Source organism: Streptomyces acidicola (genome assembly GCF_009377235.1).
Classification (GTDB): domain Bacteria; phylum Actinomycetota; class Actinomycetes; order Streptomycetales; family Streptomycetaceae; genus Streptomyces; species Streptomyces acidicola.
The window spans coordinates 1-13,223 of sequence record NZ_VMNX01000260.1 but is presented as its reverse complement, the minus strand read 5'-3'; the positions used below and the strand labels follow the sequence as shown (position 1 = coordinate 13,223).

Below are 13,223 nucleotides of genomic sequence, written 5' to 3'. Positions count from 1 at the left end.
GTGGGAGGCGAGATCCTCCACGAGTTGGGCGATGCGGGGGTTGGCCAGCCGGACGTAGCGGTGGCGGCCCTGGCGCTCTTCGGCGAGCAGACCGCCGGCGACGAGTTTGCCGAGGTGTTCGCTCGTGGTGGAGGGGGCGACGCCCGCGTGCCGGGCGAGTTCGCCTGCGGTCCAGGCGCGGCCGTCCAGCAGGGCGAGGAGGCACGCGGCCCGCGTCTCGTCGGCGATCAGCCCGGCGAACGCGGCGAGCTCGACGGCGTCGCCACCGCGCGATCGCGGCGGGCGGTCAGGGCTTCTGCTGGACATGCCCACCAGCATGCGCCACGAACGTTTCGGCGGCGGCCGAAGTGTCGGGGCGTGGTGGGTGGGGGCCAGGGCCGGTTTCCCGCCGTCGTGGCTTGGGCGCCTGCGGTTTCGTCGTGGGGCGGGGGCTCGCCGGAAGGTCTCCGTCCTCGGTCCGGCGGTTCTGTGGGGGTGTCGGGTGCCCGGCGGCGGACGCCGGCCGCTGCGGGCGGACACCTCCCGGCACACCCCCTGCCGCGCGTACGCGACTGTCGGCTGTGTCGGGGGCGCGGGTACGGCCGGCGTGCGCGGACGGGTGCGAGCACGGCGGGTGGTGCGGTGCTGTGGGGCCGGGGCGCGGGCGTGACTGCCGGTGCGTGGGCGGCGTGGTCGCCGGCTCGGGTGCGTGGTGGGTAAGGGCATGGCTGACGGCGCGTGGGTGGTGCGGTCGCGGTGGGCGCCCGGTCGCGGCTCGGGCGTGCCCGTGCTTTTAAGGGGCGCGGGGCTGTGTTGAATATGCGGCTCCGCCGCGTGGGCGCGACCAGCCACAACGAACCCGCAGCCGCCCACAGACAGAAACCCGGCAGACGAGACGGACCGCGCTCAGACCCCCGGAGGGACCCGCAGTCGCTCGAACTGGGCCGTGAGGCCGTCCAACAGCGCCGTCAGTCCCGTTTCGAAGGCCCGCTCGTCGATCTTCTCCTTCTGGTCGGCAAGCAGATGGGCCTGCCCGAGATGGGGATACGCGGCGGGATCGTACGCCGCCGCGTCGTCGACGAAGCCGCCGGCGAAGGAACCGAGGGCGGAGCCCATGACGAAGTACCGCATGAGGGCGCCGACCGACGTGGCCTGGGCCGGCGGCCAGCCGGCCTTCACCATCGCGCCGAAGACGGCGTCGGCGAGACGGAGGCCGGCCGGGCGTCGGCCGGGGCCACGGGCGAGCACCGGGACGATGTTCGGGTGGTCGCGCAGGGCGGCCCGGTAGGAGACGGCCCAGTCGTGCAACGCGGTGCGCCAGTCGCGCCCGTCCTCGAACATCGACAGGTCGACCTGCGCGCACACCGAGTCCGCCACGGCTTCGAGGATCTGGTCCTTGGTACGGAAGTGGTTGTAGAGGGACGGGCCGCTCACGCCCAGCTCGGCGGCGAGACGGCGGGTGGACACCGCAGCCAGACCCTCCTCGTCCACCAGCGTCCGCGCCGTGGCGACGATCCGTTCGGCGCTCAGAAGGGGCTTGCGGGGTCGTGCCATGGCGCACATGGTAGGGCCGGGCAACTGAACCAGCAGAGGCAGAGGGGACCAGCCGTAAGCGGAAGCCGACGATCGGGCGCTGAGCCGGGTTCGGGCTTCTGAGTACGACCTGAGTACGGCGGCGGATGTGGTGTGGGCCACGTCCGCCGATGCTGTCCCCATGAGTGAGACACCGGTCAAGCAGCAGTCCACCGCCGCCTACTTCGGTCAGGCCGTCGCGTCGTTCGCCGTCGCCCTGGTGGCCACCTCCATCGGCATCTTCCAACTGGAGGCCGACACCTGGGTGCGTGCCTTCCTGGGGATCGCCGTCCTGTACCTGGTGACTTCGTCCTTCACGCTGGCCAAGGTGATTCGGGACAAGCAGGAGGCCGGGCAGATCGTCAGCCGGGTCGATCAGGCCAGGCTGGAGAAGCTGCTCGCCGAGCACGACCCCCTCGCAAAGCTCTGACCCCAGGGCCCTGAACGGGCGCTCTAAGCGGGCGCTCAGCTTCGGAGGTATGGTGTGGAGCCTGCCACGGGAAGGGGCGAGCGAGCGATGAGTACGGCGGAGGAGACGTCCGGCGGCGAGGTGCAGCCATGGGGTGAGGTCACCCCGGACGCGGCCCGGCGGCTGCTCGTCGCCGCGGTGGAGGCCTTCGCCGAGCGCGGGTACCACGCGACGACGACCCGTGACATCGCGGGCCGCGCGGGCATGAGCCCGGCCGCGCTCTACATCCACTACAAGACCAAGGAAGAGCTGCTCCACCGGATCAGCCGCATCGGGCACGAGAAGGCGCTCGACGTGCTGCGCACGGCCGCCGAGAGCGAGGGCGGCCCGGCCGAGCGGCTCGCCGAGGCCGTACGGTCCTTCGTGCGGTGGCACGCCGGGCAGCACACCGTCGCGCGGGTCGTGCAGTACGAACTGGACGCCCTCGGTCCGGAGGCGCGCGCCGAGATCGTGGCCCTGCGACGGCAGAACGACGCGGCCGTGCGCGGCATCATCGAGGACGGCGTCGCGGCGGGCGACTTCGACGTCCCCGACGTCAGGGGCACCACCATCGCGGTGCTCTCCCTGTGCATCGACGTGGCCCGCTGGTTCAACGTGAACGGGCCCAGAACACCCGACGAGGTCGGCGCGCTGTACGCCGACCTCGTGCTGCGGATGGTGGGGGCGAAGAGCCGGCCGCGCCCCTGAGAGGGGCGGTCGTCCGAGCTAGTGCCCCAGCAGGCAACGTTTGCCCGTCAAGGAGCGGCGTCCGGTGCGTGCTCTCGGCGTGCCGGCCGGAAGTCCTCGTACTGGACGTACTTGGGCTTTCGGCCGGTGCGGCGAGAGTGCGTGCCGGGCGTCGCGACGGGGCGAACGTTGCCTGTTGGGGCACTAGAAGTAGTACCGCGACACCGACTCCGCCACGCACACCGGCTTGTCCCCGCCCTCACGCTCCACGGAGACCGCGGCCGTGACCTGGACGCCGCCACCCGCCTCGGTGACCTCCTTCAGGACCGCCGTGGCGCGCAGCCGCGAACCCACGGGCACGGGCGCGGGGAACCGCACCTTGTTCGTGCCGTAGTTGACGCCCATCTTGATGTTGTCGACCTTCATCACCTGCGGTACGAGGAGCGGCAGCAGCGACAGGGTCAGATAGCCGTGCGCGATGGTCGTCCCGAAGGGACCCGCCGCGGCCTTCTCCGGGTCCACATGGATCCACTGGTGGTCGCCCGTGGCATCCGCGAACAGGTCGATCCGCTTCTGGTCGATCTCCAGCCAGTCGCTGTACCCCAGCTGCTCGCCCACCGCCGCCTTGAGGTCGTCGGCGGACGTGAACGTCCTCGGCTCTGTCATGCTCCGGCCTCCCGCATCCCGTGTGCCTGCGTCGAGCAACAACTCTAAGCAACTGCTTAGCATGATGGGGTGTCGGGGCGCCTGTCAACGGACCGGCCGAGTGACGGGGTGGGTAGGCTCTGAGAGGTGCCCCAGATCCCCGAGAAGATCCACGAGTTGACTGTCGGCCAACTGTCGGCCCGCAGTGGCGCCGCCGTATCCGCCCTGCACTTCTACGAGTCCAAGGGGCTGATCAGCAGCCGTCGCACCACCGGCAACCAGCGCCGCTACAGCCGTGACGCGCTGCGTCGGGTGGCCTTCGTCCGGGCCGCGCAGCGCGTCGGCATCCCGCTCGCCACGATCCGCGACGCCCTCGCCGAACTGCCCGAGGAGCGCACCCCCACCCGCGAGGACTGGGCGCGCCTCTCGGAGGCCTGGCGGTCCGAGCTGGACGAGCGCATCAAGCAGCTCAACCGACTGCGCGATCACCTCACCGACTGCATCGGCTGCGGCTGCCTGTCCCTGGACGGCTGTGTGCTGTCCAACCCCGACGACGTCTTCGGCGAGCGGCAGAGCGGCTCCCGGCTCATGGTCGAGCGCAGGACCACCGGTGTACGGCAGCGGGCGGAGCGGGCGCCCCAGCCGGAGGAAGAGCCCGGGAACTGCTGCTGAGCAGCCCCGGGCTCCCCGGCCGCCGCCTCCACGCCCACCCCGCTCCATGAGCGCCGCCGCGAAGCTCCTCCGCGCCCCTTTCGTGCCAGTTGACCGAGGTGTGATCGGGCAGCACGGTGCAGGAGAGGACGTGTTCCACGCGGGTGGCCGGGCAGTGGAGGAGTACCGATGAGCGTCGTCGTCAGCTCGCTGAAGTGGAATGCCGCGCAGTCGGGGGCACAGAAGATCACGTACGACGGGGATGGCTACCACCTCGTGCGCTTCCCGTACGGCAGCGACGGTGAGTCGTACGACCCCTGGAAGATGCACGATCCGGCGCAGGGCGGTACGAAGCCGTCGGTGTACCCGGATCCGCGCTCGGGGTTGATCTGGCCCAGCCACGACGGGTGGGGCGTGCTCTCCGCGATGGTCTTCTGGGCGGCGGACCCGCGGGCGGTCGAGTACCGGGCGCGGTTCGTCCGCGATCCGCTGAACGCGGAGAAGTACGACTCGACGGCCACCAACGACAGTGCGATCACCCGGGGCGGCCAGTACCGCACCTACGTGTGGCAGATGTTCGTGCACCGGGGGACACCCCTCGGTCTGAAGGTGTCGGCTCGCGGTGTGAAGGACGCGAAGACGAAGACCGCGATCACGCTTGCCGAGTTCAAGCTCGCCATCCACGCGGATGTCGCGACTCCGTGACCGGTGATCACCGTGCGCTCATAGCACGGGGGTGCGGCATCCCCGGCGCACCCCCGCCGCGCTCAGGCTGATACGAGCAGCTGTGCCCGTGCGCGCCTGGCGTCCGCCAGGGCCTCGCGTGTCAGCACGGGCCGCGGCACCACGATGCCGCACTCCGTGCAGACCGGGCCCGACGACGGTTCATGGGCCAGGTCGTACTTCCAGGTGAGGTGCTCGCCCTCGCACACCGGGCAGACCGAGCCCGGTTCACGCTCCAGCGCGGCGATCAGCCGGCGCAGCACCTCGGCCAGTGGTTCATGGGGGTGGACGTACGGATCGTCGCACCATGCGACGCCGAACCCACCCCAGGTCAGCCGGTGCCAGTCGTCCATACTGCCCGGCCTGCGCAGCCCGTCGTGCTTCTCCTTCTTGCGGCGCTGCGCGAACTCCCCCTCGTAGGCGAGCCAGACGGAGCGGGCCTCCTCCAGCTCGTCCAGTGCGGCCACGAGCCGCGCTGGATCCGGGGAGCGGTCCTCGGGACCGAACCCGGCCCGTGAGCACAAATGATCCCAGGTCGCCCGATGCCCATACGGGGCGAACCTCTCAAGGCACTTGCGCAGCGAATAACGCCGCAGTGCCAAATCGCAGCTCGGGTCGCGCACCTGTCTCGCCAGACTCCTGAAGCCGGCCATCGCCCTGCACCTCCGTCACACCTGCACCTGTACTTCGGTCACTTCGGCGTCGTTGTTCGGACGTCGCCGAATAGACGTATCGACACGCGATTCGGCTCCATCCGATTTCGAATGGCCCCCCATAAGCCATCCGCCGAGCAGCTCGCGGGCCGCCTTCCCGTGCCGTCGGCCCGTGCTGGGGCGCCGACGGCCGTGGTGATGAGAGAAAAGTTGACTCATGTTCATCTTCAAACTCTGAGATACCGGCGGTAACCTCTGGCCCCACCCCCGTCAGGAGGAGTTGCCATGCCCTGGCGCATCCCACGCATCACGCTCGACAGACTGAGAACTCCCGGCAGGTTCACGGAGTTCCTCAAGGGCGCATCCGTATGCATCCTCATCGCCGGTCTTCTGTCGCCGCTTTCCCAGGCGGCGGCCGCGGAGACGGCCCCCGCCGACGCGGCGACAACCGCCAACGACTACTGCGGCGGCCAGTGTTCCGACATCCTTCCGCCCGGCCAGAACGGCAACGCCACGCTCGCCCAGATCCTCCTCAACCAGGTCTTCGGCACCCAGCCCGAGAACGCCGACAACCAGCTCGGGCCCTACGCCAACCTCGCCACCGGCTACTCCTCGCTGACCAACGACAAGATCAACACCTTCTTCAACGACGCCTCCTTCGGTGTCCCATCCGACCAGGTCGCGTCCACTCTCAAGCCCGCCGGCCGCACGGACGTGACGATCGTCCGCGACAAGAAGACGGGTGTGCCGCACATCACCGGTACCACTCGATACGGCACCGAGTTCGGAGCGGGCTATGCCTCCGCCCAGGACCGGCTGTGGCTGATGGACGTCTTCCGTCACGTGGGCCGCGGCCAGCTGACCCCGTTCGCGGGCGGCGACCCCTCCAACCAGGGCCTTGAGCAGGAGTTCTGGCGCAACGCTCCGTACACCGAGGCCGATCTGCAGGCCCAGATCGACAACGCCGCCGCGACGAACGGCGAGCGCGGCAAGCTGGCCCTCGCCGACGCGAACGCCTACCTCGACGGCATCAACGCCTACATCGACGCCTCCGACAGCGGCCGTTACTTCCCCGGCGAGTACGTCCTGACCGGCCACAAGGACTCCGTCACCAACGCCGGGACCATCGAGAAGTTCAAGCTCACCGACCTGGTCGCGCTGGCCTCCGTGATAGGCGCCCTCTTCGGCTCCGGAGGCGGCGGCGAGGTCAACAACGCGATCTCCCTGCTCGCCGCGCAGGAGAAGTACGGCGTCGCCGAGGGCACCAAGGTCTGGGAGTCCTTCCGTGAACGCAACGACCCCGAGGCCGTGCTCACCGTCCACGACGGCAGCTTCCCGTACGGGACGAAGCCCGACAACCCACAGGGCACCGCCCTGCCCGACGCCGGCTCGGTGACCGAGGAACAGCTCGTCTACGACCGCACCGGCAGCGCGGCCACCTCCACCGCCACCCGCACCTCGGCCACGGCCGCCGCGAACGCCCTCACCTCGGCCAAGCGCGGCATGTCCAACGCCCTTGTGGTGAGCGGCAAGCACACCGCCGGCGGGAACCCCATCGCCGTCTTCGGCCCCCAGACCGGCTACTTCGCCCCCCAGCTGCTCCTGCTGCAGGAGATCCAGGGCCCCGGCATCAGCGCGCGCGGCGCGTCCTTCGCCGGGCTGAGCATGTACGTGGAGCTCGGCCGCGGCCAGGACTACGCCTGGAGCGCCACGACCTCCGGCCAGGACATCATCGACACCTACGCGGTCGAGCTGTGCCAGGACGACAACCACTACCTCTACCGTGGCACCTGCACGGCCATGGACAAGGTCGAGAAGACCAACGCCTGGAAGCCGACCACGGCCGACGACACCCCGGCGGGCTCCTACCGCATGCAGGTGTGGCGCACCAAGTACGGCCCGGTCACGCACCGCGCGACGGTCGGCGGCAAGAAGGTCGCGTACACGACCCTGCGCTCCTCCTACATGCACGAGGCCGACTCGATCATCGGCTTCCAGATGCTGAACGACCCCGACTACGTCAAGGGCCCGGAGGACTTCCAGAAGGCCACGCAGCACATCAACTACACCTTCAACTGGTTCTACGCCGACTCCCGGCACACCGCGTACTACAACAGCGGCGACAACCCGGTGCGCGCGAACGGGGTCGACGCGGAGTTCCCGGTGTGGGCGCGGACCGCGTACGAGTGGCGGGGCTGGGACCCGGCGACCAACACCGCCGACTACACGCCCCCTTCCGCCCACCCGAACTCCATCGACCAGGACTACTACATCTCCTGGAACAACAAGCAGGCCAAGGACTACACCACGGCCCCCTGGGGCAACGGCTCCGTGCACCGCGGCAACCTGCTCGACGACCGGGTGAGCAAACTGGTGGCGGCGGGCGGCGTGACCCGGGCCCAGCTCGTGAAGGCGATGGCCGACGCGGGCCTCGCCGACCTGCGGGCCGAGGACGTGCTGCCGAAGCTGCTGAGAGTCGTCAACAGCTCCACCGTCACGGACTCCACTGTCGCGGCGGCGGTCGGCAAGATGCAGACATGGGTGTCGGCGGGCGCCAAGCGTACGGAGACCTCGGCGGGGTCGAAGACGTACGCCAACGCCGAGGCGATCCGCATCCTGGACGCCTGGTGGCCGCTGCTGGTGAAGGCCGAGTTCGAACCGGGCCTCGGCAGCGACCTGTACGCCGCCATGAACGACAACCTGCCGATCGACGAGTCCCCGTCGGCCGCGCACGGGCCCACCGGCTCGCATGCGGGCAGCTCCTTCCAGTACGGCTGGTGGTCTTACGTCGACAAGGACATCCGGGCCGTGCTCGGTGAGTCGGTGCAGGGCGGCCTGGCCGCGAAGTACTGCGGCGGCGGCACCCTCAGCGGCTGCCGGGACGTCCTGATCAGCACCCTGAAGGAGGCGGCGGGCAAGACCGCGGCCCAGGTCTACCCGGGCGACGCGAGCTGCTCGGCCGGCGACCAGTGGTGCGCCGACTCGATCATCCAGCGCCCGCTCGGCGGCATCAACCACGGGAAGATCAGCTGGCAGAACCGGCCGACCTTCCAGCAGGTCGTGGAGTTCGTGTCCCACCGGTAGTTCACGTCCACCGGTAGTTCGCGTCCCACCGGTAGTTCGCGTCCTACCGGTAGTTCCCGTTCCCAGGGCGGGTGTGCGGCGGCGGGTCAGGTGATACGGCCCGCCGCCAGCACCACCCCTGCCAGCTCCTTGTGGCAGATGTCGCTGTGGGCGCCGGACGGCGGGCCGCCGCGCTTCACCACCGCCGCCGCGTCGACGTTGACGCAGCCGGACGCGGGCAGCTGTGCCTTGAGCGCGTCGGCCAGCCGGAACGAGCGGGTGCCCTTGACGGCCTGCACCCCGTCGTAGCCCAGCGCGCCCCACTTGGTGCCGAGGACGCTGCCGATGCCGAAGCCCGCGATCGAGCGGGAGTCGCCCGCCATACGGGAGGCCAGCGGGTAGATCGTGCCGAGCGCCGAGTCGTGACGGGAGTGGCAGCACACCAGCGGGCCGTCGATGCGCTTGTGCTGACCGTGCAGGACCCCGCTCGCCCGGTTGTCGTGCGGCAGCCGGGCCGCGAACGCGTAGTGCGAGAAGGCACCCTGGAGCAGCGTCACCGACTTCACCGTGCGCACACCCTCGGGCAGCCCGCGCAGCGCGAATGACACCAGCCGCGCGCCGAAGCTGTGCCCCACGAGGTGCACCCGCACATCCGGGGCCGTCCGCGCGAGCTGCCCGACCACCCGCCCGAGCCCGCGCTCGCCGACCGTGCCCGCACGCCGCTTCATCGCGAAGTAGGTGGCCTGGCGGAGCAGTTCCTTGCCGCCGTCCCACAACCGCGGTGCCGCGACGGCGGCCTCGGCCCCGACGGCTCCGCTCTTCACCTGCTCTGCCTGCTCCAGCTGAGCCAGCGCCGCCGCGAACTCCCCGCACACCGCCGCCGTGTCCCCGAACAGCATCTCGGGATCGCTCTCCGGCACCCCCGCGGACAGGGTGTCCGCCGCGAACGCGGCCTGCGGGCCCTGCGGCCGCACCTCCACCAGCAGCCGTACGAGCCGCCCGAACTCCGCCAACGAGGCAGTCTCGTCCGACTGTTGGTCCAGCAGCCGCGCCAGCTGGTCCACGATCGTCGCCCGCCCCGGGAACACCTCCAGGAGCGCGTGCCGGGTGCCCTTGTCGAGTACGGGACGCGCGGTCGCCGAAACGCCGGACACACCGTCGGTCACCGATCGCGGCAGGTCGGGGATCGGCTCGTCCGAGAACCGCATCGAGGGCCACAGCACACCCACGTACCCGAGACGCGCCCGTGGCGCCAGCGCGGGGAACGGCTCGAAGAAGCGGCTGTAGAGCTGTGTCGCTCCCGAGCGGTCGTTGTTCCAGCCGTGCGCGAAGACGACCAGGTCCCGCACCCCGCGCTGCCCGGCCTCCGCCAGGAGCCGGTCCCGCTGCCGGCTGTCGACGTCACCGTCCGCGTCGAAGGTCAGCTCCCAGTAGGGAGTCACGCCGATATCCGGATCCGCCATGTCGAGCCCCCCTTCGGCCCCGTCGGTCCTGCGCTCTGCGCGCATCGTCCCGCTGGTGACGGGGATTGGCCATACGTCACGCGGGTCCCGGAGGTACCCGAATTGATGTGCTGGCGGGGGGGCGCCGCACCGGCGGCCGGATCAGCGGTGTCAGCGGGTGTCAGCGGTACAGGAGGTACTCCCGGCGCACCCTCCGGAACGCCGCCAGCTCGTCCTGCCAGCCAGCCACGACCTCGTCCGTGTCCGCCCCGGCGTCGATCATCGTGCGCACCCGTGCGGAGCCGGTCAGCTTGTCGATCCAGTTGTCGGACCGCCAGGCGAAGCCGCTCCAGACCTGCTTCGCCGTCACGAGGAGGGCGATTCCGGTGCGGACGGGGTCGTACGCGGCCCGGTCGTCGACGTGGATCTGCACGCCTCCCACGGTTTTCCCCTGGAACTTCGAGAACGTCGGCGTGAAGTACGCCTCCCTGAAGTGCACGCCACGCAGTCCCAGTTCCCCCGCCTTCTCGGCCCAGCGCCGGTCGATCCCCTCCGCGCCGAGCAGTTCGAACGGACGGGTGCTGCCCCGCCCCTCCGACAGGTTCGTCCCCTCGAACAGGCACGTCCCCGCGTACACGAGGGCGGTGTCGGGGGTCGGCATGTTCGGGCTCGGCGGCACCCAGGGGAGCCCGGAGGCGTCGTAGAACTCCGAGCGCCTCCACCCCGACATCGGGACGGTGTCCAGCGCCACCGGGGTGGTCAGGAACTCCTCGTTGAACAGCCGCGCCAGCTCGGCCACCGTCATCCCGTGCGCCTGCGAGATCGGCTGCCGGCCGACGAACGTCGCGAACTCCCTGTGCAGCACCGGCCCTTGGGCGGAGCGCCCGGTGGCGGGGTTCGGCCGGTCGAGGACCACGAACCGCTTGCCCGCGAGCTGGGCCGCCTCCATACAGTCGTACAGCGTCCAGATGTACGTGTAGAAGCGCGCGCCCACGTCCTGGATGTCGAACACGAGCGTGTCGACACCGGAGGCCGTGAAGATGTCGGCGAGCGGCCGGCCGCTCTTCTGGTACGTGTCGTAGACGGGCAGCCCGGTCGCCGGGTCGTCGTAGCGGCCCTCCGAGCCGCCCGCCTGCGCCGTGCCCCGGAAGCCGTGCTCGGGGCCGAAGACGGCGACCAGGTTCACACGGTCGTCGGCGTGCATGACGTCGACGATGTGCCGCACATCGCGAGTGATGCCCGTCGGGTTGGTGACGACGCCGACGCGCTCGCCGCCGAGCAGCGCGTACCCGTCGGCCACGAGCCGTTCGAAGCCGGTTTGCCTCCGGCGGTCGGCCGCGGAGGCCTGGGGCGCCGGAGGGAGTGACACGGCCGCCGTGGCCGCGGCCGTGGTCGCTGCGAGCAGGGTCCGTCTGGACAGGCGCATGAAGTGACCTCCGTGATGGCGGAAGGCTGGCATGGGCACGCTACGTGCTTCGGGGAAGCGCCGGAATATCGCTGTGGCTCGGCGCGCCCCTTACTGGGGCGTAGTCACCCTTCCAACGTCACATACCGACCGGTTAGTCTGGCCATCGAAGCGGGCTCGGAGGCAGAGTCGTTCCGTCGCGTCGAAGGAGCCGATGGTGGGAGCCGTGCAGGGTGCGGGAGTGGTCGTCACCGGAGCGGGAGGCGGCATCGGCGCCGCGCTGGCCCGCCGTTTCGCGGCCGAGGGGGCGCGGGTCGTGGTGAACGACCTGGACGCCGGCAAGGCGAGGGCCGTGGCCGACGAGATCGGCGGAACGGCGGTGCCGGGCGACGCGTCCGCGGTCGTCGCCGACGCAACTGACGCGCTCGGCGGCGCGGTCGACATCTACTGCGCCAACGCGGGCGTCGGCTCCGGCGGCACGGAGGCGGCCGACGAAAAGGTCTGGGCGCTCGCCTGGGACGTCAACGTCATGGCGCACGTCCGCGCGGCCCACGAACTGCTTCCCGCCTGGCTGGAGCGCGGCAGCGGCCGGTTCGTCTCCACCGTCTCGGCCGCCGGACTGCTCACCATGATCGGCGCCGCGCCCTACAGCGTCACCAAGCACGGTGCGTACGCCTTCGCCGAGTGGCTGTCACTGACCTATCGGCACCGTGGCCTGAAAGTGCACGCGATCTGCCCGCAGGGCGTGCGCACTGACATGCTGACCGCAGCGGGCAGCGCGGGCGAACTTGTCCTCGCGCCGACCGCGATCGACCCCGAGGACGTGGCGGACGCCCTGCTCAAGGGCATCGAGGAGGACCGCTTCCTGATCCTGCCGCACCCGGAGGCCGCCGGGTACTACCAGGCGCGGGCCACCGACCCGGAACGCTGGCTGACGAGCATGAACCGCGTCCAGCAGAAGTGGGAGGCCTCGCCCTGACAGCCCTGCCCGACTGGCTGAAACCGGAGGGTGGGAAGATCCTCCGTCGGGACGAGCAGACGTAGACCTTGGAAGGCAGGTGGCGGCAAGTGCCCAGGACGACGGACGGCGACGGCACGCCCGTCCCGCGGCGGCTGCTGGCCGCCGCCACCCGGCTCTTCGCCGAGCGGGGCTACGACCGTACGTCGGTGCAGGAGATCGTGGAGGCGGCGGGTGTCACCAAGGGCGCCCTCTACCACTACTTCGGCTCCAAGGACGACCTGCTGCACGAGGTGTACGCACGGGTGCTGCGCGTACAGCAGGAGCGCCTCGATGCCTTCGCGGGCGCCGACGAGCCGGTCGAGCAGCGCCTCCGGGCCGCCGCGGCGGACGTCGTCGTCACGACGATCGAGAACCTCGACGACGCGATGATCTTCTTCCGCTCGATGCACCACCTCAGCGCGGAGAAGAACAAGCAGGTGCGTGCCGAGCGCCGTCGCTACCACGAACGCTTCCGTGCGCTGATCGAGGAGGGGCAGGAGTCGGGCGTCTTCTCCACGGCGACTCCGGCGGACCTGGTGGTGGACTACCACTTCGGTTCCGTGCACCACCTGTCGACGTGGTACCGCCCGGACGGCCCCATGAGCCCCCAGGAGGTCGCGGACCACTTGGCGGACCTGCTGCTGAGGGCGCTGCGGCCGTAGGCGGGCGCGCGGTTGTCCCGTCTGCCGTCCCCTGAGGGCTGCGCCCCCAGACCCCCGCTGCCGGCCTGAACGGCCTCGACCTCAATCGCCGGACGGGCTGGAACTCCAGCCCTGCCCGGCGACAATCCAGCCCCTCCGGCGTTTGAGGAGCGGGGGTCCGGCGGCTGGCCCCCGAAACCGGCGTCCCAGGGGCGAAGCCTCGAAAGCAAGGTCCGGGGGCGGAGCCCCGGAATCGGGGGTACAGGGGGCGGAGCACCCTCGGCCGGGGGGGTAGGGGCGGAGCCCCTGGGCTG

At 70.6% G+C, this 13,223-nt stretch carries 13 protein-coding genes and 1 pseudogene; 7 read left to right on the top strand and 7 right to left on the bottom strand.

Annotation, left to right across the window (positions count from 1 at the left end):
• Nucleotides 1–318 (bottom strand): ArsR/SmtB family transcription factor (locus tag FPZ41_RS39415; protein WP_407698879.1); only part of this gene is annotated, 318 nt, incomplete at its 3' end.
• 567 nt (nucleotides 319–885) lie between these two features.
• Nucleotides 886–1,533 carry a TetR/AcrR family transcriptional regulator gene (locus FPZ41_RS39410; RefSeq protein WP_152868735.1) on the bottom strand — a complete coding sequence of 216 codons (648 nt, stop codon included), beginning with the start codon at nucleotides 1,531–1,533 and terminating at the stop codon, nucleotides 886–888.
• Between the two features lie 160 nt (nucleotides 1,534–1,693).
• Between FPZ41_RS39410 and FPZ41_RS39405 the strand changes: the two genes are divergently transcribed.
• Nucleotides 1,694–1,981, top strand: coding sequence for a YiaA/YiaB family inner membrane protein (locus tag FPZ41_RS39405; protein ID WP_152868733.1), 288 nt, complete (start codon nucleotides 1,694–1,696; stop codon nucleotides 1,979–1,981).
• An 87-nt stretch (nucleotides 1,982–2,068) separates the two neighbouring features.
• Entirely contained in the window at nucleotides 2,069–2,707 is a 639-nt protein-coding gene (locus FPZ41_RS39400; protein WP_131563541.1) for a TetR/AcrR family transcriptional regulator, read from the top strand.
• A gap of 183 nt (nucleotides 2,708–2,890) precedes the next feature.
• Here the strand turns inward: FPZ41_RS39400 and FPZ41_RS39390 are convergent, their stop codons facing one another.
• A complete protein-coding gene (locus FPZ41_RS39390; protein WP_152868732.1) occupies nucleotides 2,891–3,352 on the bottom strand; it encodes a MaoC family dehydratase in 462 nt (153 codons plus the stop codon).
• Nucleotides 3,353–3,478: 126 nt separating this feature from the next.
• Here FPZ41_RS39390 and soxR point away from each other — a divergent pair, with 126 nt between their 5' ends.
• Complete coding sequence (gene soxR / locus FPZ41_RS39385; protein WP_322621309.1) at nucleotides 3,479–4,003, top strand: redox-sensitive transcriptional activator SoxR; 525 nt, start codon at nucleotides 3,479–3,481, stop codon at nucleotides 4,001–4,003.
• A gap of 36 nt (nucleotides 4,004–4,039) precedes the next feature.
• On the opposite strand, the pseudogene FPZ41_RS50655 reads toward soxR, so the two are convergent.
• Nucleotides 4,040–4,154: pseudogene (locus FPZ41_RS50655) on the bottom strand (3-keto-5-aminohexanoate cleavage protein); the annotation flags it as partial.
• Between the two features lie 17 nt (nucleotides 4,155–4,171).
• Here FPZ41_RS50655 and FPZ41_RS39380 point away from each other — a divergent pair.
• The gene (locus FPZ41_RS39380) at nucleotides 4,172–4,687 is read left to right on the top strand and encodes a hypothetical protein (RefSeq protein ID WP_152868730.1); all 516 of its coding nucleotides are present in this window, start codon (nucleotides 4,172–4,174) and stop codon (nucleotides 4,685–4,687) included.
• Nucleotides 4,688–4,749: 62 nt separating this feature from the next.
• On the opposite strand, the gene FPZ41_RS39375 is transcribed toward FPZ41_RS39380, so the two are convergent.
• Nucleotides 4,750–5,358 carry a hypothetical protein gene (locus FPZ41_RS39375; protein WP_152868728.1) on the bottom strand — a complete coding sequence of 203 codons (609 nt, stop codon included), beginning with the start codon at nucleotides 5,356–5,358 and terminating at the stop codon, nucleotides 4,750–4,752.
• A 285-nt stretch (nucleotides 5,359–5,643) separates the two neighbouring features.
• On the opposite strand from FPZ41_RS39375, the gene FPZ41_RS39370 reads away from it, so the two are divergent.
• Complete coding sequence (locus FPZ41_RS39370) at nucleotides 5,644–8,442, top strand: penicillin acylase family protein (RefSeq protein ID WP_152868726.1); 2,799 nt, start codon at nucleotides 5,644–5,646, stop codon at nucleotides 8,440–8,442.
• Nucleotides 8,443–8,528: 86 nt separating this feature from the next.
• Here FPZ41_RS39370 and FPZ41_RS39365 read toward each other — a convergent pair whose 3' ends face one another.
• Together FPZ41_RS39365 and FPZ41_RS39360 are read right to left on the bottom strand one after the other, a co-directional pair.
• Nucleotides 8,529–9,884, bottom strand: coding sequence for a serine-threonine protein kinase (locus tag FPZ41_RS39365; RefSeq protein ID WP_152868725.1), 1,356 nt, complete (start codon nucleotides 9,882–9,884; stop codon nucleotides 8,529–8,531).
• 160 nt (nucleotides 9,885–10,044) lie between these two features.
• The gene (locus tag FPZ41_RS39360) at nucleotides 10,045–11,289 is read right to left on the bottom strand and encodes an exo-beta-N-acetylmuramidase NamZ family protein (protein WP_152868723.1); all 1,245 of its coding nucleotides are present in this window, start codon (nucleotides 11,287–11,289) and stop codon (nucleotides 10,045–10,047) included.
• A gap of 193 nt (nucleotides 11,290–11,482) precedes the next feature.
• On the opposite strand from FPZ41_RS39360, the gene FPZ41_RS39355 reads away from it, so the two are divergent.
• Nucleotides 11,483–12,247 (top strand): SDR family oxidoreductase, encoded by a 765-nt coding sequence (locus tag FPZ41_RS39355; RefSeq protein WP_152868721.1) that lies wholly within the window; start codon nucleotides 11,483–11,485, stop codon nucleotides 12,245–12,247.
• A gap of 89 nt (nucleotides 12,248–12,336) precedes the next feature.
• Complete coding sequence (locus FPZ41_RS39350; protein ID WP_322621308.1) at nucleotides 12,337–12,930, top strand: TetR/AcrR family transcriptional regulator; 594 nt, start codon at nucleotides 12,337–12,339, stop codon at nucleotides 12,928–12,930.
• Nucleotides 12,931–13,223 lie beyond the last annotated feature (293 nt).